Below are 19,011 nucleotides of genomic sequence, written 5' to 3'. Positions count from 1 at the left end.
TCGCAGACTTCGTTTGAGGGGCCGAGATGACGCGCTACGCACCCGCCGAGACCGAGAAGAAATGGCAAGCCGCCTGGGATGACGCCGGCGTCTTCACCGCGAAACGCGACCCGGCCAGACCGAAATACTATGTGCTCGAGATGTTCCCCTATCCGTCGGGGCGCATCCACATGGGCCATGTGCGCAACTACACGATGGGCGACGTCGTGGCGCGCTACAAGATGAGCTGCGGCTATTCCGTGCTGCACCCGATGGGCTGGGACGCCTTCGGGATGCCGGCCGAGAACGCGGCGATGGAGCGTGGCGGCCACCCGAAGGACTGGACCTACGGCAATATCGCCGACATGCGCGGGCAGATGAAGCCGCTCGGCCTGTCGATCGACTGGTCGCGCGAATTCGCCACCTGCGACCCCGAATATTACGGCCAGCAGCAGGCGATGTTCATCGACATGCTCGAGGCGGGCCTTGTCTATCGCAAGAACGCGGTGGTGAACTGGGACCCGGTCGACATGACGGTCCTGGCGAACGAGCAGGTGATCGACGGCAAGGGCTGGCGCTCGGGCGCGGCGGTCGAGCGCAAGGAACTCACCCAGTGGTTCTTCCGGATCTCGGATTTCGCCGGCGAGCTGCTCGACGCACTCGACGGGCTTGAGCACTGGCCCGAGAAGGTGCGCCTGATGCAGGCGAACTGGATCGGCCGCTCGCGCGGGCTGCAATTTGCCTTCTCGACGATCGACGCGCCGGAGGGCTTCGACCGCATCGAGTGCTATACCACCCGCCCCGACACGCTGATGGGGGCAAGCTTCTGCGCGATCTCGCCCGACCATCCGCTGGCCAAGCATCTCGAACGCCACAACCCCGAGATGGCGAAATTCATCGCCGAGGCGCGCCGCGGCGGCACCACCGAGGAAGCGATCGAGACCGGCGAGAAGCTGGGCATCGACACCGGCATCCGGGTGCGCCACCCGCTCGACGAGGCCTGGGAGCTGCCGGTCTGGATCGCGAACTTCATCCTGATGGATTACGGCACCGGCGCGATCTTCGGTTGCCCGGCGCATGACGCGCGCGACTTCGAATTCGCCACCAAATACGGCCTGCCGATCCATTCGGTGTTCCGCCCGGTGGCCGACGAGGCGGCCGAGGCCGACCTGCCGCCCACCGAGGAATTCGTTCCGCTGAAGTCGGAGAAGGTCCGCTACATCCGCGGCTTCTCGGGCGAGGAGGTGCAGACCGGCGAAGACGCCGTCGCCGCCGCCATCGCGTTTTGCGAGGCGAATGGCATCGGCCGCGGCGTGACCAACTATCGCCTGCGCGACTGGGGCCTCAGCCGTCAGCGCTATTGGGGCTGCCCGATTCCGGTGGTGCATTGCCCCGATTGCGGCGTGGTGCCCGAGAAGAAGGAAAACCTGCCGGTCCGCCTGCCCGACGACGTCACCTTCGACAAGCCCGGCAACCCGCTCGACCGCCACCCGACCTGGCGCGACTGCACCTGCCCGAAATGCGGCGGCAAGGCCCGGCGCGAGACCGACACGATGGACACCTTCGTCGATTCGTCGTGGTATTACGCGCGCTTCACCTCGCCGCATGCGACGACGCCGACGGTGGCCGAGGACGCCGATTACTGGATGAATGTCGACCAGTATATCGGCGGCATCGAGCACGCGATTCTGCACCTGCTCTATTCGCGCTTCTTCGCCCGGGCGATGCACCGCACCGGCCATCTGCCGGCAAAGGCGATCGAGCCGTTCAGCGCGCTCTTCACCCAGGGCATGGTGACCCACGAGATCTACATGACCCGCGATTCGTCGGGCCGCCCGGTCTATCACCTGCCCGAGGACATCGACCGCGAGGCCGGCACGGTGAAGGCCACCGGCGAGAAACTCGAGATCATCCCCTCGGCGAAGATGTCGAAGTCGAAGAAGAACGTCGTCGACCCGATGAACATCATCGCCTCCTTCGGCGCCGACACCGCGCGATTCTTCGTGATGTCGGACAGCCCGCCCGAGCGCGACGTGGAATGGACCGCGGCCGGTGCCGAGGCGACCTCGAAGTTCCTCGCGCGCGTCTGGCGCATCGCCGACGAGATCGCGCAGGGCGCGGGCGGTGATGGCGGCGCCGAGGACGAGGCACTGCTCAAGGCCGTGCACAAGACGATCGACGAGGTCACCCGCTCGATCGACGGCTTCGCCTTCAACAAGGCGGTGGCGGCGATCTATGGCCTGACCAACACGCTGTCGAAATCGGCCGCCTCGAACGGGGCGAAGCGCGAGGCGATGAAGCTGATGGCGCAGATCATGGCGCCGATGGTGCCGCATCTGGCCGAGGACGTCTGGTCGATGCTGGGCGGCGCGGGCTTTGTCGTTCAGGCGGGCTGGCCCAAGGCCGACCCGGCGATGCTGGCCGAGGACAGCGTGACGCTGCCCATTCAGATCAACGGCAAGCGCCGCGGCGAGATCACCGTTCCCAAGGACATGCCGAAGGACGAGGTTGAAAAGCGCGTGCTGGCGGACGAAGCTGTGCTCAAGGCGCTGGCCGGTGGCCAGCCGAAGAAGCTCATCGTCGTGCCGGGGCGCATCGTCAATGTCGTCATCTGACCGCAGAACCTTCCTGCTTCTTGCTGCCGCGGCCCTTGCGGGCTGCGGCTTCACCCCCGCCTATGGCCCGCAGGGCGGGGGCGCCCGGCTCCTCGGCACCGTGCAGACCGATTCGCCGAAGACCCGCGACGATTTCGCCCTGATCCGGCGGCTGAGCGAACGGCTGGGCCCGCTGGAAACCGCGCGCTACCGGCTGGCCTACACGGTCAAGACCCAGGCGCTCGGCCAGGCGATCACCCCCTCGAATGCGACGACGCGCTATTCGCTCACCGGCACGGTCGATTACACGCTGCACGATATCGGCACCGATGCCGTGCTGATGGCGGGCAAGGTCGCCTCCTTCACCTCCTGGTCGGCGACCGGCACGGTGGTGGCGACCGATTCCGCCGAGGAAGACGCGCACCGCCGGCTGATGTCGATGCTGGCCGACCAGATCGTCACCCGGCTGCTCGCGCAGGCGGGCTCGCTGCCGCAATGAAGCTCGCGGGCGTCGCAGCGGTCCGCTATTTCGCCAAGCCCGATCCCGCGCGCACCGGGCTGCTGATCTACGGCGCCGACGCGATGCGGGTGGCGCTGCGCCGGCAGGAGGTGATCGCCGCCCTCGTCGGCCCCGAGGGCGAGGCCGAGATGCGCCTGACCCGGATCCCGGCCTCCGAATTGCGCAAGGACGGCGCGGCGCTGATCGACGCGGTGAAAGCCGTGGGCTTCTTCCCCGGCCCGCGCGTCGTCTTCGTCGAGGATGCGACCGACACCCTTGCCCCCACCGTCTCGGCCGCGCTCAAGGACTGGCGCGAGGGCGATGCACAGATCATCGTCACCGCCGGCTCGCTCACCGCGAAATCGGCGCTGCGCAAGCTCTTCGAGCCGCATCCGAACGCCGTCGCCATCGGCATCTACGACGATCCGCCGACCCGCGAGGAGATCGAGGAGATCCTGCATCGCGCCGGGCTGCGCCACATCGATCAGGCGGCGATGACCGACCTTCTGGCGCTGGCGAAGGCGCTCGATCCCGGTGATTTCCGCCAGACCGTCGAGAAGATCGCGCTCTACAAATACGGCGATTCGGCGCCGCTGACACCGGCCGAGATCGCCGCCTGCGCCCCCGCCACGGTCGAGGCCGAGGTCGACGACGTGCTGAACATCGTGGCCGAGGGCCGGCCGCAGGAGCTTGGCCCGATGATGCGCCGGATCGAGGGGCAGGGCGTGCTGCCGGTGACGCTGGCGATCATGGCGCTGCGCCATTTCCGCACCCTGCATGCCGCGGCCTCGGACCCGGGCGGGCCCGGCGCCGGCATCGGCCGGGTGCGACCGCCGGTCTTCGGCCCGCGCCGCGACCGGATGCAGGCGCAGGCGAGCCGCTGGGGCATGTTCCGCCTCGAGGAGGCGCTGAAGCTGCTGATCGAGACTGACCTCACCCTGCGCTCGGCCTCGAAGGCGCCGCAGATGGCGGTGATGGAACGCGCGCTGTTGCGCCTGTCGATGCTGGCGCGGCACTGATGGCGCGGGCGCTGGTCATCGGCGGCGGGCCGGCGGGGCTGATGGCCGCCGAGGAGATCGCCCGCTCGGGCCATTCGGTGCTGCTGGCCGAGGCGAAGCCGACGCTCGCGCGCAAGTTCCTGATGGCGGGGAAATCGGGGCTGAACCTGACCAGGGACGAGCCGCTCGACCGGTTCCTGACCGCCTATTCGCCCGACTGGGTGCGGCCGCTGATCGCGGGCTTCGGCCCGGCGGCGGTGACCGCCTTTGCCCGCGGGCTGGGGATCGAGCTCTTCACCGGCACCACCGGGCGGGTGTTTCCGACCGGGATGAAGGCCTCGCCGATGCTGCGCGCCTGGATCGCGCGGCTGACCGGCATGGGGGTCGAGCTCCGCCCCCGCTGGCACTGGCAGGGCTTTGACGGCGACACCTTCGTCTTCGACACGCCCGAGGGCCGGGTCGAGATGCGCCCCGAGGTCACGGTCCTGGCGCTTGGCGGGGCAAGCTGGCCGCGGCTTGGCTCGGATGCCGCCTGGGTGCCCTGGCTTGCCGCGCGCGGGGTCGAGATCGCCCCCTTCCGCCCGGCGAACATGGGGCTGGTGGTCGAGTGGTCGGCGCATATGGCGCCCTTCCTCGGCCAGCCGGTGAAGGGTGCGGCGCTCGTCACCCCGGGCGCCCGCTCACGCGGCGAATTCGTGCTGTCGGCCCGCGGCATCGAGGGCGGCGGGGTCTATGCCATCGCCGCCGCGGTGCGCGAGGGGGCGCCGCTGACCCTCGACCTCGTGCCCGATGGCGATGCCGAGACGCTCGCCCGCCGCATCGCCCATGTCAGCCCGAAGGAAAGCGCCTCGAACCGGCTGCGCAAGGCGCTGCGGCTCGACCCGGTGAAACTCGCGCTGCTGAACGAATGGGGCCGGCCGCTGCCCTCGGACCCGATCGCGCTGGCACAGCGGGTGAAGGCGCTGCCGGTGCGCCACATGGGGCCCCGGCCGCTGGCCGAGGCGATCTCGTCCGCCGGCGGCATCACCCGCGCCGCGCTCGGCGAGGGGCTGGAGCTGGCCGCCCTGCCCGGTGTCTTCGCCGCGGGCGAGATGCTCGACTGGGAGGCACCGACCGGGGGCTATCTGCTCACCGGCTGCCTTGCCACCGGGCGGGTTGCCGGGCGCGCGGCGGCGCGGCGGCTGGGGCGTTAAACGCCCCAGGTCCGTTCGAGCACCGCCAGCCAGTTGCGGAAGGCAAGCTTCTCGACCAGCGCCGCGCCGAAGCCATGGTCGTGCAGCGCCGCCAGCAGCCGCGGAAGCCCCGCGACATCGCCCAGATCCGCCGGCACCGTCGCCCCGTCGAAATCGGAGCCGAGCCCCACCCGGTCCTCGCCCAGGATGCCGATCAGATGATCGAGATGGCGCAGCACCGGATCCCAGCCGGTGAAACTCTCGCCCACGCCATCGGGGCGCAGGAAGCCCACGGCATAGTTCAGCCCGACCATGCCGTCGCTGTCGCGGATCACCTGCAACTGCCGGTCGGTCAGGTTGCGGCTGTGCGGCGACACCGCATGCGCGTTCGAATGGGTGGCGACAAGCGGCGCGTCGGACAGCGCCGCGACGTCGTCAAAGCCCTTCTCGTTCAGATGGCTGAGGTCGAGCATGATCTTCAGCGCATTGCATTCGCGCACCAGCCGCTTGCCCGCCTCGGTCAGACCGTCGCCGGTATCGGGCGAGGACGGATAGGCGAAGGGCACGCCATGGCCGAAGGCCGTGGGCCGCGACCAGACCGGGCCCAGCGAGCGCAACCCCGCCGCGTGCCAGACATGCAGCGCATCAAGGTCGGGCAGGATCGCCTCGGCCCCTTCCATGTGCAGCACCGCGGCGATCTTGCCCGCCGCCATCGCGGCGCGGATCTCGGCCACGCTGCGACAGATCGCCAGCGTGCCGGTGCGCTCCATCCACCGAAGATGCCCGATCTCGGCCACCGCGACCTCGAGCGCGTCGGTGTAAGGCACCGGCTCGGGCAGTGGCACGGCATAGGGCGGATGGCGCAGCATCGCATCGAAATCGGGCGCGTCGGGTGGCATCGGCGAGGGCACCCAGACCGCGAAGAAGCCGCCCGCAAAGCCGCCCGCACGCATCCGCGGCAGGTCGAGATGCCCCTCGCCCGTGCCCTCGAGCCACAGCGCCTCGCGCCGCACGGGCTCGCGCAGCAGGCGCAGCAGGAAATCGTTGTGCCCGTCAAAAACCGGAATCATCGCCCTCTCCGTCAGTCCTGAGCCTCATGCGCCGCGGCCCGATCCCAGGCCGGCCGCGCCCGCATCCGTGCCAGATACTCCGTCAGGCGATGCTCGACGATCGGAAACTTGGCGCTCAGCGCCCAGGTCAGGCAATGGGTCAGGATCAGGTCGGGCACCGTCATCGCGTCGCCCATGACGAAATCGCCCTCGCCCATCCGGCTGACCAGCACATGTTGCGAGCGCTCGAACTCCCACCGCAAGGTATTGCGGATGCCCGACAGACGCAGCTCCTCGGGCAGGATGTAGCTGTGCCGCGCCGCCATCCACAGCGCCGCATCGAATTCATCAAGCAGGAACTGCGTCAGCCCGTCCTGCCGCGCCCGCGGCAAGGTGCCGGCCTTGTGGGTCAAGGCGCCGTGGCGGTCGGCCAGATACTGGATGATTGCCGTCGTGTCCGACACCGGCGTGCCGTCGACGATCAGCACCGTGCCCTTGCCGGCGGGGGCGATCTCGGCCACGCCGTCGGGCTGCGGATGGGTCTTCACATGGTCGTAGGACTGGCCGAGCTCCTCGAGCATCCACAGCACCCGCATCACGCGCGAGCCCGCGGTTCCGATCACCGTATACATGTCGCCCCCCTTTCGCGCGCATTGGGCCACGCGGCGCGGGCAGGTGCAAGCGGCATTGTTCCCGGCACAATCGCCCCGTTGACGCAGCCGCGCGGGCATGGCGAAAGTGGTCCTCCGCGCGCCGGGAGATGCGCGCAGGGAGACCACACATGACCAAGGCCCGTCTGCTGACCCCCGTGCTGATCGGGGGCTGCGTCATCCTGATGCTGAACTTCGCCGTCCGCGCCTCGTTCGGCGTGTTCCAGATTCCGATCGCGGCAGAGTTCAACTGGCCGCGGTCCGAGTTCAGCCTGGCGATCGCGATCCAGAACCTGGCCTGGGGCATCGGCCAGCCGATCTTCGGCGCGCTGGCGGAACGTTTCGGCGACCGCCGCGCGATCGTCGTGGGGGCCTTGATGTATGCCGCGGGGCTGGTGCTCTCGGCCTTCTCCGTCGCGCCCTGGCAGCACGACCTGCTCGAGATCCTGGTGGGCTTCGGCATCGCCGGCACCGGCTTTGGCGTGATCCTTGCCGTCGTCGGCCGCGCGAGTTCCGACGAGAACCGCTCGCTCGCGCTTGGCATCGCGACAGCGGCGGGCTCGGCCGGGCAGGTGTTCGGCGCGCCGGTGGCCGAGGCGCTGCTCTCCGTGCTGCCGTGGCAGGGCGTGTTCGTGATCTTCGCCGTGGTGATCCTCGCCAGCCTCTTTGCCCTGCCGATGCTGCGCGCCGAGCCCCGCGCGAGCCGCGCCGAGCTTGAGGAAAGCATGGGCAAGGTGCTGGTCCGCGCCTTCCGCGACCCGTCCTACACGCTGATCTTCCTCGGCTTCTTCAGCTGCGGCTATCAGCTGGCCTTCATCACCGCGCATTTCCCCGCGATGGTGACCGAGATGTGCGGCGCGGTGCCGCCTGACAGCATGCTGGCCGGGCTCGGGATTTCCTCGCAATCGGCGCTTGGCGCGGTGGCGATCTCGGTGATCGGGCTCGCCAATATCGTGGGCTCGATCTATGCCGGCTGGGCGGGCAAGCGCTGGTCGAAGAAATACCTGCTCGCAGGCATCTACACGCTGCGCACCATCGCCGCGGCGGTGTTCATCCTGGTGCCGATGACGCCCGCCTCGGTGCTGATCTTCTCGCTCGTCATGGGCGCGCTGTGGCTGGCCACGGTGCCGCTGACCTCGGGGCTTGTCGCCTATATCTACGGGCTGCGCTACATGGGCACGCTCTATGGCTTCGTCTTCCTCAGCCATCAGATCGGCGCCTTCCTCGGCGTCTGGCTGGGCGGCAAGCTCTATGACCTTTACGGCAACTACACCATGGTGTGGTGGGTCGGCGTGGGGGTCGGGGCCTTCTCGGCGCTCGTCCACCTGCCGGTGCGCGAGCGGCCGATGGCGGCTCAGCCCGCCTGAAGCAGCGCCGCGAGCCCCGCGCGATAGTCGGGGTAGCGCAGCCGCACGCCCAGCTCGGTCTTGATCCGGTCGTTCCGCACCCGCTTGTTCTCGGCATAGAAGCTGCGCGCCATCGGGCTGAGGTCTGCTGCGTCGAAGGGCACGCCCGGCGGCTCGGGCAGGCGCAGAAGCGCCGCGGCATGGCTCAGCACATCCTCGGGCGGGGCCGGGTCGTCGTCACAGACGTTATAGACCCGCCCCGGGTTCGGCTGCGCGATCGAGGCCGCCAGAACCTGCGCGATGTCGTCCACATGGATGCGCGAGAACACCTGCCCCGGTTTCAGGATGCGCCGCGCCGTGCCCTCGCGCACCTTCTCGAAGGGGCCGCGGCCGGGGCCGTAGATGCCGGCAAGGCGGAAGATGTGCAGCGGCAATCCCGGGATCGCGGCCCAGGCACGTTCCGCCGCCACCCGCATCTCGCCGCGCTTCGTCGCGGGCGTCAGGGGCGTGTCCTCGTCGACCCAGCCGCCGGCATGGTCGCCATAGACGCCCACGGTCGAGAGATACCCCACCCAGTCAAGCTGCCCGGCCGCGGCGGCGATCTGCGCGCCGCAGGCCGTCAGCACCGGATCGTCCGCCGCATCGGGGGCGACCGAGCTCAGCAGATGGGTGACCCCCGCAAGCGGCAGCGGACCGCCGGTCCAGACCTGCGCCTCGACCCCGGTCGCGCGCAGCGCCGCAGCCTTCTCCGCGCTGCGCGTGGTGGCGATGATGCGCCAGCCCTGCGGCCGCAGCACCCGCGCCAGTGCCTGCGCCGAATAGCCGTGCCCCACCGACAGCAGCACGCTCATGCGCCGCTCCGGTCGATATGGCCAAGGTCGCGGCCCGGCTCGATGATGTCGCGGATGCGGGCCTTGAGCACCTTCGCCTCGGGGAAACCGCCGTCGCGCTTGCGCTCCCAGACGAGGGTCTCGCCCACCCGCACCTCGTAGACGCCGCCATGGCCGGGGATCAGCGCCACCTCGCCCAGCTCCTCGCCGAAGGTCGAGAGCAGCTCCTGCGCCATCCAGCCGGCACGCAGCAACCAGTTGCAGCCGGTGCAATAGGTGATCGTGATGCGGGGTTTCTGAGCCTGTTCCATCCCCAAGATGTAGCGCGCACCCCCTGTCATCACAACATCACTTGCACGGGCCCGGCACTGGTGGCACCCTGAGACATGGAACAGATGAACACCTTGAAATCATGGCCCGAGGCCGCGCCGCGTCTGATCGCCGTCGCTGCGGGCCGGGCGCCTGCCGACACCGTGATCCGGCAAGGCAAATGGGTCAACGTCCAGTCGCGCGAGGTGCTGGACGGTTATGACATCGCCATCGCCGAGGGGCGCTTTGCCGCCATCGCACCGGATCTGTCGGGCGCCATCGGCCCCGACACCCAGGTGATCGAGGCGAACGGGCGCTTCATGCTGCCCGGGCTGATCGACGGCCACATGCACATCGAATCGGGGATGCTGACGCCCGCGGAATTCGCCGCCGCCGTCATCCCGCACGGCACCACGACGATGTTCACCGACCCGCACGAGATCGCCAATGTGCTTGGCCTTGCCGGCGTGCGGATGATGCATGACGAGGCGGCTCTGCAGCCCATCAGCATCTTCACCCAGATGCCCTCCTGCGCCCCCTCGGCGCCGGGGCTCGAGACCACCGGCTTCGAGATCTCGGCCGAGGACGTCGCCGAGGCGATGACCTGGCCCGGCATCATCGGGCTGGGCGAGATGATGAACTTTCCGGGCGTGATCGCCGGCGATCCGAAGATGCTGGCCGAGATCGCGGCGACGCAGAACGCGCGCAAGACCGTGGGCGGCCATTACGCCAGCCCCGACAAGGGCGCGCCGTTCCGTGCCTATCTGGCCGGCGGGCCGGCTGACGATCACGAGGGCACGCGCGAGGAGGACGCCATCGCGCGGGTGCGGAACGGCATGCGCTCGATGATGCGGCTCGGCTCCGCCTGGTATGACGTCAAGACGCAGATCACCGCGGTCACCGAAAAGGGCCTCGATCCGCGCAACTTCATCCTGTGCACCGACGATTGCCACTCCGGCACGCTGGTGGAAGACGGCCACATGAACCGCGTCTATCGCCACGCGGTTGCCTGCGGCTGCCCGCCCCTGGTGGCGCTGCAGATGTGCACGGTCAACACCGCGACGCATTTCGGGCTGGAGCGCGAGCTCGGTTCGATCGCGCCCGGTCGGCGGGCGGACGTGATCCTGTCCTCGGATCTCGTCATGCTGCCGGTCGAGACGGTGATCGCCCGCGGCCGGATCGTCGCCGAGGGGGGCCGGCTGCTGGCCGAGTGCCCGCATTACGACTGGCCCGAAAGCGCGCGCCAGACCGTGCATCTGGGCAAGCACCTGACGGCGGCCGATTTCGCCATCGCCGCGCCCGAGGGGGCGAATACCGTCACCGCCAAGGTGATCGGCGTGGTCGAGAACCAGGCACCGACGAAGGCGCTGACCGCCGAGCTCGCCGTGGCCGACGGCCTCGCCCAACCCGACGCGGCGAAGGACATCGCCCAGATCGCGCTGGTCGAGCGGCACCGCGGCACCGGCGGCGTGGTGAACGGCTTCGTCTCGGGCTTCGGCTATACCGGCCGGATGGCGATCGGCTCGACCGTCGCGCATGACAGCCACCACATGATCGTCGTCGGCACCGACCGCGACAGCATGGCCGCCGCGGCGAACCGGCTGGGCGAGATGGGCGGCGGCATCACCGTGTGGAAGGACGGCGCCGAGATCGCCGCCGTGCCGCTGCCGATCGCCGGGCTGATGTCGGACGATCCGGCGGCCGAGGTCGCCGCCCGCGCCAGCCGCATGGTCGCCGCGATGGCCGAGTGCGGCTGCACGCTGAACAACGCCTACATGCAGCATTCGCTGCTCGCGCTCGTCGTCATCCCCGAGATCCGGATCTCGGATCTCGGCCTCGTCGACGTGACGCGCTTTGAACTGACGGATCTTTTCGAATGAACGAACCGCTGACCATCCTGACGCCGCATTCCCCCGCGCCCGAGCTGTTCACCGATGCGAAGGCCGCGGTGGCGCGGCTGGAACAGCTTTACGCCGAGGCGACGGAGTTCCTGCTGACGAAATTCAACGAGGTGCTGGAGAGCGGCCGCGCGATGGCGCGGTTTCGCGCCTTCTACCCCGAGGTGCGTCTGACCGTCTCCTCGCATCTCAAGGCCGACAGCCGGCTCAGCTTCGGCCATGTGCCGCTGCCGGGCACCTATGTGGCGACGATCACCCGGCCCGACCTGTTCCGCAACTATCTGACGCAGCAGATCGGGCTTCTGATCCGCAATCACGGCGTGCCGGTGCAGATCGGCCCCTCGGCCACGCCGATCCCGGTGCATTTCGCCGTTGCCGCGCAGCCCGGCGTGACCGTGCCGCAGGAAGGCGTGCTCGCCTTCTCGCTGCGCGACGTCTTCGACGTGCCTGACCTTGCCACGATGAACGACGACATCGTGAACGGCACCGCCGGGCGGAACCCGGACGGCTCGGGCCATCTTGCGCCCTTCACCGCGCAGCGCGTCGACTATTCGCTCGCGCGGCTCAGCCATTACACCGCGACCGCGGCCGAGCATTTCCAGAACCACGTTCTCTTCACCAACTACCAGTTCTACGTCGAGGAATTCGAGAAGGTGGCGCGGGCGAAGCTCGCCGATCCGGCCGAGGGCTATACAAGCTTCGTCGCCCCCGGCAATGCCGAGATCACCAGCCCCGACGGGGTGATCCCGCCGCTGGCGAAGATGCCGCAGATGCCGACCTATCACCTCAAGCGCGCCGACGGGAACGGCATCACGCTGGTGAACATCGGCGTCGGCCCCTCGAACGCCAAGACCGCCACCGACCACATCGCGGTGCTGCGCCCGCATGCCTGGCTGATGGTCGGCCATTGCGCGGGGCTGCGCAATTCGCAGCAGCTGGGCGATTTCGTGCTGGCCCACGCCTATCTGCGCGAGGACGGGGTGCTGGACGACGACCTGCCGGTCTGGGTGCCGATCCCGGCGCTCGCCGAGGTGCAGGTGGCACTGCAGGAGGCGGTGGCCGAGATCACCCGGCTCGAGGGCTACGAGCTGAAGCGGATCATGCGCACCGGCACCGTCGCCACCATCGCCAACCGCAACTGGGAGCTGCGCGACCAGTCCGGCCCGGTGCACCGGCTGAGCCAGTCACGCGCCGTCGGGCTCGACATGGAATCGGCGACGATCGCGGCGAACGGATTCCGTTTCCGCGTGCCCTATGGCACGCTCCTGTGCGTCTCGGACAAGCCGCTGCACGGCGAGCTGAAACTGCCCGGCATGGCGACCGAATTCTACCGCACCCAGGTCGCCAATCACCTGCGCATCGGCGTGCGCGCGATGGAGAAGTTGCGCGACATGCCGCTTGAGCGCATCCACAGCCGGAAGTTGCGCAGCTTCGAGGAAACAGCCTTCCTCTGACGCGTGGAAATCCGCCCAAGGGCGCCGAAATCGCTTGCCATGCTGGGAAAAACCGTGTGTTAGAGGGCGCACGAAGCCGCGTCACGCGGAAGCTGATGACCCCGGACCACGGGGCACATGAGAGGAAGATTCATGTCGAAACCGATGACCAAGACCCAGCTCGTGGCAGCTGTCGCCGAAGCGATGGGCTCGGACAAGAAGACCGCTTCGGCCGCGCTCGATGCCGTTGCGGCGGTCGTGACCAAGGAAGTCGCCGAGGGTGGCGCCGTCACTCTGCCGGGAATCGGCAAGGTCTCCTGCAAGGCCCGTCCGGAGCGCCAGGTGCGCAACCCGGCCACCGGTGAAACGATCACCAAGCCGGCCGACAAGCAGGTCAAGGTCACCGTTGCGAAGGTCCTGAAGGACAGCGTCAACGGCTGATCGTCCGCCGCCCCCCTTGCGGGGCGCGCCAGGATCGGACAGGGTCGCCCTTCGAGCAATCGGGGCGGCCTTTTTCTTTGCCCCCCGCAGGGCAGGAGAACAGCATGGATCTGCGCGCAATCGGCATGGGGCTGGCCTTCGCCCTGATGTGGTCCTCGGCCTTCACCTCGGCGCGGATGATCGTGGCCGAGGCGCCGCCGCTTTTCGCGCTGACACTGCGCTTCCTGTTCTCCGGGGTGATCGGGGTCGGCATCGCGCTGGCCCTTGGCCAGAGCGCGCGGCTGACCCGGGCGCAGTGGCGCGCGACGCTGATCTTCGGGCTGTGCCAGAACGCGCTTTACCTCGGGCTGAACTTCGTCGCGATGCAATGGGTGCAGGCCTCGGTCGCCTCGATCATCGCCTCGACCATGCCGCTGATGGTGGCCTTCCTCGGCTGGGCGGTGTTTCGCGACAGGGTGCGGCCGCTCGGCCTTGCGGGGCTGGTCGCGGGGGTGATCGGCGTCGCGATCATCATGGGGGCGCGGCTGTCGGGCGGGGTCGATCCGGTCGGCATGGCGCTGTGCTTTGCCGCCGCGCTGGCGCTCTCGATCGCCACGCTCACCGTGCGCGGCGCCTCGGGCGGGGGCAATGTGATGATGATCGTCGGGTTGCAGATGTTCGTCGGCGCCGCGGTGCTGTCCATCGTCTCGGCGGCGACCGAGGACTGGAGCGCGGTGCAGATGAGCCCGCGGCTGCTCGGCGCCTTCGCCTATACCGTGCTGATCCCGGGCGTGCTGGCGACCTGGGTCTGGTTCAAGCTTGTGGGCCGGATCGGCGCGGTCAAGGCGGCGACCTTCCACTTCCTCAACCCGTTCTTCGGCGTCGCCATCGCGGCCGCGGTGCTGGGCGAGCGGCTTGGCGCGCTCGACCTGCTCGGCGTTGCGGTGATCGCCGGCGGCATCCTTGCCGTCCAGCTCTCGAAACAGGCCTAGTCGCGGAAGGCGGCGGCGAAGGGCTCGGGCAGGTCGAACTCGGCCAGCGCCCGGGCGCGGCCCTCGGCCGACATCTTGCGCGCCGTCTTCTCGACGATCTTCAACAGCGCCTCGGACGATTGCGTCGGCGCGAAGGGCGCGAAGTAGTGGCGCAGGAAGACGAAGCAGATCACGTCTTCCAGCGCCTGCACCTCGGCGTCGCGCTTGATCCCCTCCTTGCGCAGCATCCGCCCGGCCTGCGCGATCGCGTCCTCGTCATAGCCCGCCGCACGCATGATCGCGCCCACCCGCTCGGCATGGCGACGGCCCTGCTCGCGGCGCCACTCCAGATAGCCCGTGCGCCCCTCGGGATAGTTCTTGCGCGGCAGGAGCCAGCGCTCGACATGCTGGCCGCGGGCAGCGATCTGCAAGGGCTCCGAGGCATCAGGAACCAGCCGGGCGAGTTCCGCCGACATCCGCCGGCCATAGAGCAGCGCGGCGGGTTCGCCATCCTCACGCGTCGGATCGGCGGCATTGGCGGTATCGAGCGCGGCAAGCGCGCGGGCAAGGGGCGTGGTCATGGGCAGCTCGGCTGATTGCGGTTTCCCCAGCTTTGCATCATTTCTGGGGACGGTCCAAGAGGAGGCGGCACGATGGCAGGCTGGGGCGAATTTCTTCTGGCAGGGGGTCTGTTCATCGCCTCGCATCTGGTGCCGGCGAATCCTCAGCTGAAGGCCCTGCTGATCGCGCGGCTCGGCCGGCGGGGATGGGTCTGGGCCTTCAGCCTGATCTCGACGGCGCTGCTGTTCTGGCTGATCTTCGCGGCCGGGCGTGCGCCCGCTGTGGTGCTGTGGATGCAGCAGGACTGGATGCGCTGGCTCGCCAATCTGGTGATGCCGGTGGCGATCGTTCTGGCCGCCTTCGGCATCGCCGCCCCCAACCCCTTCGCCTTCGAGGGCCGCACCGAGGGCTTCGACCCGGATCATCCCGGCATCGCCGGACTGGTGCGCCAGCCGCTGCTGTGGGCGCTGGTGCTGTGGTCGGGCGTGCACCTGCTGGTGAACGGCGACCTCGCCCATGTGATCCTGTTCGGCGCCTTCCTGATCTTCTCGGTCACCGGGATGCGGGCGATGGAAGCACGCAAGCGCAAGGCCTGGGGCGCGGCCGAATTCGCACGCCTTTCGGCCCGCACCTCGGCCGTGCCGTTTCAGGCGCTGCTCACCGGCCGCTGGCGCCCGACGCGGGGTCCGTCGCTTGCCCGGCTCGGCCTGGGGCTTTTCGCCTGGGTCGCGCTGTGGCACCTGCACGCGCCGGTGATCGGCGTCACGCCCCTGCCCTGACGGCCGCGCTCAGCGCAGCCGTTCCAGCAGCGAGAGCGAGGCATAGCCATCGGGCGCCAGCCCGTTCGCGCGCTGATAGGCCTCGATCGCGGCGATGCTGTTCGCGCCGATCATGCCGTCGGTGCCCTGGGTGTCATAGCCAAGCGCGGTGAGCCGCGTCTGCAGCTCGCTGCGCTCGGCCTGGGTCAGCGAGCGCGCATCGCGCGGCCAGGGATGGACAAAGGGCCCCGCCCCCTTCAGCCGGTCGGACAGATGCCCCACCCCGATCACATAGGCATCGGCGTTGTTATAGCGCGAGATCGCGGTGAAATTGCCGAAGATCATCAGCGCCGGGCCGTCCGCGCCGGCGGGCAGCAGGATCGAGGCCGGGCCGTAATTCGGCACCGTGCCGCCGCCCATCGTGCGCACCCCGAGCGCCGCCCAGTCAGAGGGCGACTTCTTCGTCTTCTTGCCGGCGAGGTTGAAGTTGAACCCCTGCGGCAGGCGCACCTCGACGCCCCAGGGCTGCCCCTTCGACCAGCCCGAACGGGCGAGGTAAGCCGCGGTCGAGGCGAGCGCATCGGCCGGGTTGTCCGACCAGATGTCGCGTTTGCCGTCGCCGGTGAAATCGACCGCGAAGGACAGGTAGGAGGAGGGGATGAACTGCGTGTGCCCCATCGCCCCCGCCCAGGACCCGGTCATGTGCCGCGCATCGGTGTCGCCCGCCTGGATGATCTTCAGCGCGTCGATGAACTGCTGCGCGAAGAAGTTGCCGCGGCGGCCGTCATAGGCGAGCGTCGCCAGCGCCGGCACGATCAGCACCTTGCCGCGGTTGTTGCCGAAGTTCGACTCCATGCCCCAGACCGCGACGACGACCTCCTTCTCGACGCCATAGCGCGCCTCGATCTGGTTCAGCAGCGCCGCATGCTCGCGCAGCGCCGCGCGGCCGTTCTCGATCCGGGTGTCGGAGACCGCGCTGTCGAGATATTGCCAGATCGTCTTGGTGAACTCGGCCTGATTGCGGTCGCGCTCGATCACCTTCGGGTTGTAGCGGATGCCGCGGGTCGCGTTGGCCCAGGTCGCCTCGCTGATCCCCGAGGCCATCGCGCGCGGCTTGAAGGTGACGAGCCAGTTCTCGAAGCCGCGCTGCACGGCCGGGTCGACGGCGGGAATCTCTTCGATCATCGGGCTCTCCGCGCGTTTCGGCTGCTCGGCGCGGCCGATCGGGCCGGCGCAGGCCGAAAGCCCGGCAAGGGCGACGAGGGACAGGGTGGCAATCTTGACGACACGGATCATGGGCTCTGCTCGGCTGTTCGTTGTTGCGAAACAGTGTAGCAGGCCGGCGCCCGGTCGCAATCCGCCTCGGCGGGCGATCGCTCAGCCGAGATCGCCGCGGTCCTCGCCGTAGAAGGGGGTCATCTGCGCCACGATCACCGAGTTCTCGGCCAGTGCGCGATCCATCAGCGCGCGTTCCTCGTCGTCGATCTCGTGGCCGAGCTTCTCGCGCTCGGCGAGCGTGCCATAGCCGGTGACGTCGAGCGGCGCGAGATCGGCCTGCTTCAGGATCGCCACGGTCTCGCGCACCGCCTCGGCCTCGTCGACGCCCGAGGCATAGATCAACAGCCCCGCCCCGGTCGCGCCCTTGGGCAGACCGTCGTTCTCGTGCCGGCCGACCTCAACCAGCAGGGTATAGACCTGCTGCGGCCGTTTCGCCTTGGCGGGCTTGTCCTCGGGGGTCTCGGTCATGGCGGGGCTCCGGAAAAGGGGGGCAGGCCCGCGGGCCCGCCCCGGTCGCGCTCAGTCGCGCAGCAGCTCGTTGATGCCGGTCTTCGACCGGGTCTGCGCGTCGACGCGCTTCACGATCACCGCGCAATAGAGGTTCACGCCGTTCTTCGACGGCATCGAGCCCGAGACGACGACCGAATAGGGCGGCACTTCGCCATACATGATCTCGCCGGTCTCGCGGTCGACGATCTTCGTCGACTTGCCGATGAACACGCCCATGCCGAGGACCGAGCCCTCGCGCACGATCACGCCCTCGACCACCTCGGACCGGGCGCCGATGAAGCAGTTATCCTCGATGATCGTCGGGCCGGCCTGCATCGGTTCCAGCACGCCGCCGATGCCGACGCCGCCCGACAGGTGCACGTTCTTGCCGATCTGCGCGCAGGAACCGACCGTCGCCCAGGTGTCGACCATCGTGTTCTCGTCGACATAGGCGCCGAGGTTGACGAAGGACGGCATCAGCACCACGCCCTTGCCGATGAAGGCCGAGCGGCGCACGATGCAGTTCGGCACGGCGCGGAACCCGGCCTGGGTCCATTCCGGCTCGCCCCAGCCGGCGAACTTGCTGTCGACCTTGTCCCACCAGCTCGAGCCCTGCGGCCCGCCCGACTGCATCGCCATGTCCTTCAGCCGGAAGCCGAGCAGCACCGCCTTCTTCGCCCACTGGTTCACATGCCAGCTGCCGTCGGCCAGCTTCTCGGCGACGCGCAGCTTGCCGGTGTCGAGCGCGGCGAGCGTCTCCTCGATCGCGTCACGCACCGCGCCCTTGGTGGCGGGGGTGATGGTGTCGCGGGTTTCCCAGGCGACTTCGATGGCGGCTTCGAGCGGGAAGTTGGACATGGGCGTCCTCCGGATCTTGCGGTTTCAGGTGGCTTCTGCTTGCCTCTCCCTATAGTTGGTAGCAGCCGCAGGCGCAACGAGCAGGACCGCCATGACAGAAGAGCACCGCAGCCACACCTTCCGTGATTCGATCGAGGATGCGAAGGCCTCGCACCGCATCCCGGACACGCCGCAAAGCCGCTCTCCCGCCTACCGGCTCGCCTTCATCGACGAAGAGTTCATGATGCGCCCCGAGCTGCGCCCGGTGCGGCTGCAGCTCGAACTGCTGAAGCCGCAGATGGTGCTCGACGAGCGCGGCATCGAGAGCACGGTGGTGATGTTCGGCGGCGCCCGCATCCCCGCGCCCGAGAAGAAGGAGACGGCCAAGACCCCGGCCCTGGCCGAGCTGTCGCATTTCTACGAGGAGGCGCGCCGCTTTGCCCGCGCGGTGACCGAGCGCTCGCTCGAGACCTATGGCCGGCAGCTGGTCGTGTGCACCGGCGGCGGGCCGGGCGTGATGGAGGCGGGGAACCTTGGCGCACACGAGGCCGGCGGCCAGTCGATCGGGCTCAACATCATGCTGCCGCACGAGCAGGCGCCGAACGCCTGGGTGACGCCCGACCTCAGCTTCAACTTCCACTATTTCGCCATCCGCAAGATGCATTTCCTGATGCGCGCGCGGGCGATCTGCGTCTTCCCGGGCGGCTTCGGCACGCTCGACGAGATGTTCGAGGCGCTGACCCTGATCCAGACCCGGCGGATGCGGCGGGTGCCCTTCATTCTCTTCGGCACCGAGTTCTGGAAGAAGGTGGTGAACTGGGAGCTGCTGGCCGAGTCGGGCACGATCGCGGCCGCGGACCTTGAACTGATCTCCTTCGTCGAGACCGCGGGCGAGGCGCTCGAGATCATCGACGGCTGGGACTACGATTGTGAGTGATCC

Annotated in this window: 19 protein-coding genes; 11 read left to right on the top strand and 8 right to left on the bottom strand. The window is 68.9% G+C overall.

The window, feature by feature from the left end; translation table 11 throughout:
* The first annotated feature begins 26 nt into the window (after positions 1–26).
* The 4 genes from leuS to AC0QTQ_RS01905 are packed head-to-tail and all read left to right on the top strand — an operon-like array spanning position 27 to position 5,263.
* The gene (gene leuS, locus AC0QTQ_RS01920; protein ID WP_480258035.1) at positions 27–2,594 is read left to right on the top strand and encodes a leucine--tRNA ligase; all 2,568 of its coding nucleotides are present in this window, start codon (positions 27–29) and stop codon (positions 2,592–2,594) included.
* Positions 2,581–3,072, top strand: a complete 492-nt coding sequence (gene lptE / locus AC0QTQ_RS01915; RefSeq protein ID WP_480258034.1) for an LPS assembly lipoprotein LptE — start codon at positions 2,581–2,583, stop codon at positions 3,070–3,072. Before leuS ends, lptE begins: the two co-directional genes overlap by 14 nt.
* The gene (gene holA / locus AC0QTQ_RS01910; protein WP_480258033.1) at positions 3,069–4,091 is read left to right on the top strand and encodes a DNA polymerase III subunit delta; all 1,023 of its coding nucleotides are present in this window, start codon (positions 3,069–3,071) and stop codon (positions 4,089–4,091) included. The genes lptE and holA overlap by 4 nt, the downstream gene beginning before the upstream one ends.
* The gene (locus tag AC0QTQ_RS01905; RefSeq protein ID WP_480258032.1) at positions 4,091–5,263 is read left to right on the top strand and encodes a TIGR03862 family flavoprotein; all 1,173 of its coding nucleotides are present in this window, start codon (positions 4,091–4,093) and stop codon (positions 5,261–5,263) included. The genes holA and AC0QTQ_RS01905 overlap by 1 nt, the downstream gene beginning before the upstream one ends.
* On the opposite strand, the gene AC0QTQ_RS01900 is transcribed toward AC0QTQ_RS01905, so the two are convergent.
* Both AC0QTQ_RS01900 and AC0QTQ_RS01895 read right to left on the bottom strand, forming a co-directional pair.
* Positions 5,260–6,312: a dipeptidase gene (locus AC0QTQ_RS01900; protein WP_480258031.1), complete on the bottom strand. Its 1,053-nt coding sequence runs from the start codon at positions 6,310–6,312 to the stop codon at positions 5,260–5,262. The genes AC0QTQ_RS01905 and AC0QTQ_RS01900 overlap by 4 nt on opposite strands.
* A gap of 11 nt (positions 6,313–6,323) precedes the next feature.
* On the bottom strand, positions 6,324–6,923 hold the full coding sequence (locus tag AC0QTQ_RS01895) for a glutathione S-transferase family protein (protein WP_480258030.1): 600 nt from the start codon (positions 6,921–6,923) through the stop codon (positions 6,324–6,326).
* Positions 6,924–7,072: 149 nt separating this feature from the next.
* Between AC0QTQ_RS01895 and AC0QTQ_RS01890 the strand changes: the two genes are divergently transcribed.
* A complete protein-coding gene (locus tag AC0QTQ_RS01890) occupies positions 7,073–8,308 on the top strand; it encodes an MFS transporter (RefSeq protein ID WP_480258029.1) in 1,236 nt (411 codons plus the stop codon).
* On the opposite strand, the gene AC0QTQ_RS01885 is transcribed toward AC0QTQ_RS01890, so the two are convergent.
* Both AC0QTQ_RS01885 and AC0QTQ_RS01880 read right to left on the bottom strand, forming a co-directional pair.
* The gene (locus AC0QTQ_RS01885; RefSeq protein ID WP_480258028.1) at positions 8,296–9,138 is read right to left on the bottom strand and encodes an SDR family oxidoreductase; all 843 of its coding nucleotides are present in this window, start codon (positions 9,136–9,138) and stop codon (positions 8,296–8,298) included. The genes AC0QTQ_RS01890 and AC0QTQ_RS01885 overlap by 13 nt on opposite strands.
* Positions 9,135–9,458, bottom strand: a complete 324-nt coding sequence (locus AC0QTQ_RS01880) for an Rdx family protein (RefSeq protein ID WP_480258026.1) — start codon at positions 9,456–9,458, stop codon at positions 9,135–9,137. Before AC0QTQ_RS01880 ends, AC0QTQ_RS01885 begins: the two co-directional genes overlap by 4 nt.
* A 45-nt stretch (positions 9,459–9,503) precedes the next feature.
* Here AC0QTQ_RS01880 and ade point away from each other — a divergent pair, with 45 nt between their 5' ends.
* From ade to AC0QTQ_RS01860, 4 genes are all read left to right on the top strand, one after another.
* Positions 9,504–11,306: an adenine deaminase gene (gene ade, locus AC0QTQ_RS01875; protein ID WP_480258024.1), complete on the top strand. Its 1,803-nt coding sequence runs from the start codon at positions 9,504–9,506 to the stop codon at positions 11,304–11,306.
* Complete coding sequence (locus AC0QTQ_RS01870; protein WP_480258022.1) at positions 11,303–12,778, top strand: AMP nucleosidase; 1,476 nt, start codon at positions 11,303–11,305, stop codon at positions 12,776–12,778. Before ade ends, AC0QTQ_RS01870 begins: the two co-directional genes overlap by 4 nt.
* Positions 12,779–12,910: 132 nt before the next feature.
* The gene (locus AC0QTQ_RS01865; RefSeq protein ID WP_121530582.1) at positions 12,911–13,198 is read left to right on the top strand and encodes an HU family DNA-binding protein; all 288 of its coding nucleotides are present in this window, start codon (positions 12,911–12,913) and stop codon (positions 13,196–13,198) included.
* A gap of 104 nt (positions 13,199–13,302) precedes the next feature.
* Positions 13,303–14,169, top strand: a complete 867-nt coding sequence (locus tag AC0QTQ_RS01860) for a DMT family transporter (RefSeq protein WP_480258020.1) — start codon at positions 13,303–13,305, stop codon at positions 14,167–14,169.
* Here AC0QTQ_RS01860 and AC0QTQ_RS01855 read toward each other — a convergent pair.
* The gene (locus AC0QTQ_RS01855) at positions 14,166–14,729 is read right to left on the bottom strand and encodes a DUF4202 domain-containing protein (RefSeq protein WP_480258019.1); all 564 of its coding nucleotides are present in this window, start codon (positions 14,727–14,729) and stop codon (positions 14,166–14,168) included. The two genes, AC0QTQ_RS01860 and AC0QTQ_RS01855, sit on opposite strands and share 4 nt — an antisense overlap.
* 72 nt (positions 14,730–14,801) lie before the next feature.
* On the opposite strand from AC0QTQ_RS01855, the gene AC0QTQ_RS01850 reads away from it, so the two are divergent.
* Positions 14,802–15,488, top strand: a complete 687-nt coding sequence (locus AC0QTQ_RS01850; RefSeq protein WP_480258018.1) for an NnrU family protein — start codon at positions 14,802–14,804, stop codon at positions 15,486–15,488.
* Between the two features lie 9 nt (positions 15,489–15,497).
* On the opposite strand, the gene AC0QTQ_RS01845 is transcribed toward AC0QTQ_RS01850, so the two are convergent.
* The 3 genes from AC0QTQ_RS01845 to dapD form a co-directional block, all read right to left on the bottom strand.
* Positions 15,498–16,763, bottom strand: a complete 1,266-nt coding sequence (locus AC0QTQ_RS01845; protein ID WP_480258017.1) for a lytic murein transglycosylase — start codon at positions 16,761–16,763, stop codon at positions 15,498–15,500.
* Between the two features lie 81 nt (positions 16,764–16,844).
* The gene (locus AC0QTQ_RS01840; protein WP_480258016.1) at positions 16,845–17,213 is read right to left on the bottom strand and encodes a hypothetical protein; all 369 of its coding nucleotides are present in this window, start codon (positions 17,211–17,213) and stop codon (positions 16,845–16,847) included.
* Between the two features lie 51 nt (positions 17,214–17,264).
* Complete coding sequence (gene dapD / locus AC0QTQ_RS01835) at positions 17,265–18,092, bottom strand: 2,3,4,5-tetrahydropyridine-2,6-dicarboxylate N-succinyltransferase (protein ID WP_121530593.1); 828 nt, start codon at positions 18,090–18,092, stop codon at positions 17,265–17,267.
* 91 nt (positions 18,093–18,183) lie between these two features.
* Here dapD and AC0QTQ_RS01830 point away from each other — a divergent pair, with 91 nt between their 5' ends.
* Positions 18,184–19,008, top strand: coding sequence for an LOG family protein (locus AC0QTQ_RS01830; RefSeq protein WP_480258014.1), 825 nt, complete (start codon positions 18,184–18,186; stop codon positions 19,006–19,008).
* The last annotated feature ends 3 nt before the right edge of the window (positions 19,009–19,011 follow it).

This window comes from Paenirhodobacter sp. YD-8 (assembly GCF_056590935.1).
This window is presented reverse-complemented; position numbering and strand designations above follow the sequence as displayed.

Excerpts from the sequence above, each read along its gene's own strand:
- leuS (WP_480258035.1), top strand. The coding sequence starts at position 27 with ATGACGCGCTACGCACCCGCCGAGACCGAGAAGAAATGGCAAGCCGCC.
- lptE (WP_480258034.1), top strand. The coding sequence starts at position 2,581 with ATGTCGTCATCTGACCGCAGAACCTTCCTGCTTCTTGCTGCCGCGGCC.
- holA (WP_480258033.1), top strand. The coding sequence starts at position 3,069 with ATGAAGCTCGCGGGCGTCGCAGCGGTCCGCTATTTCGCCAAGCCCGAT.
- AC0QTQ_RS01905 (WP_480258032.1), top strand. The coding sequence starts at position 4,091 with ATGGCGCGGGCGCTGGTCATCGGCGGCGGGCCGGCGGGGCTGATGGCC.
- AC0QTQ_RS01900 (WP_480258031.1), bottom strand. The coding sequence starts at position 6,312 with ATGATTCCGGTTTTTGACGGGCACAACGATTTCCTGCTGCGCCTGCTG.
- AC0QTQ_RS01895 (WP_480258030.1), bottom strand. The coding sequence starts at position 6,923 with ATGTATACGGTGATCGGAACCGCGGGCTCGCGCGTGATGCGGGTGCTG.
- AC0QTQ_RS01890 (WP_480258029.1), top strand. The coding sequence starts at position 7,073 with ATGACCAAGGCCCGTCTGCTGACCCCCGTGCTGATCGGGGGCTGCGTC.
- AC0QTQ_RS01885 (WP_480258028.1), bottom strand. The coding sequence starts at position 9,138 with ATGAGCGTGCTGCTGTCGGTGGGGCACGGCTATTCGGCGCAGGCACTG.
- AC0QTQ_RS01880 (WP_480258026.1), bottom strand. The coding sequence starts at position 9,458 with ATGACAGGGGGTGCGCGCTACATCTTGGGGATGGAACAGGCTCAGAAA.
- ade (WP_480258024.1), top strand. The coding sequence starts at position 9,504 with ATGGAACAGATGAACACCTTGAAATCATGGCCCGAGGCCGCGCCGCGT.
- AC0QTQ_RS01870 (WP_480258022.1), top strand. The coding sequence starts at position 11,303 with ATGAACGAACCGCTGACCATCCTGACGCCGCATTCCCCCGCGCCCGAG.
- AC0QTQ_RS01865 (WP_121530582.1), top strand. The coding sequence starts at position 12,911 with ATGTCGAAACCGATGACCAAGACCCAGCTCGTGGCAGCTGTCGCCGAA.
- AC0QTQ_RS01860 (WP_480258020.1), top strand. The coding sequence starts at position 13,303 with ATGGATCTGCGCGCAATCGGCATGGGGCTGGCCTTCGCCCTGATGTGG.
- AC0QTQ_RS01855 (WP_480258019.1), bottom strand. The coding sequence starts at position 14,729 with ATGACCACGCCCCTTGCCCGCGCGCTTGCCGCGCTCGATACCGCCAAT.
- AC0QTQ_RS01850 (WP_480258018.1), top strand. The coding sequence starts at position 14,802 with ATGGCAGGCTGGGGCGAATTTCTTCTGGCAGGGGGTCTGTTCATCGCC.
- AC0QTQ_RS01845 (WP_480258017.1), bottom strand. The coding sequence starts at position 16,763 with ATGATCCGTGTCGTCAAGATTGCCACCCTGTCCCTCGTCGCCCTTGCC.
- AC0QTQ_RS01840 (WP_480258016.1), bottom strand. The coding sequence starts at position 17,213 with ATGACCGAGACCCCCGAGGACAAGCCCGCCAAGGCGAAACGGCCGCAG.
- dapD (WP_121530593.1), bottom strand. The coding sequence starts at position 18,092 with ATGTCCAACTTCCCGCTCGAAGCCGCCATCGAAGTCGCCTGGGAAACC.
- AC0QTQ_RS01830 (WP_480258014.1), top strand. The coding sequence starts at position 18,184 with ATGACAGAAGAGCACCGCAGCCACACCTTCCGTGATTCGATCGAGGAT.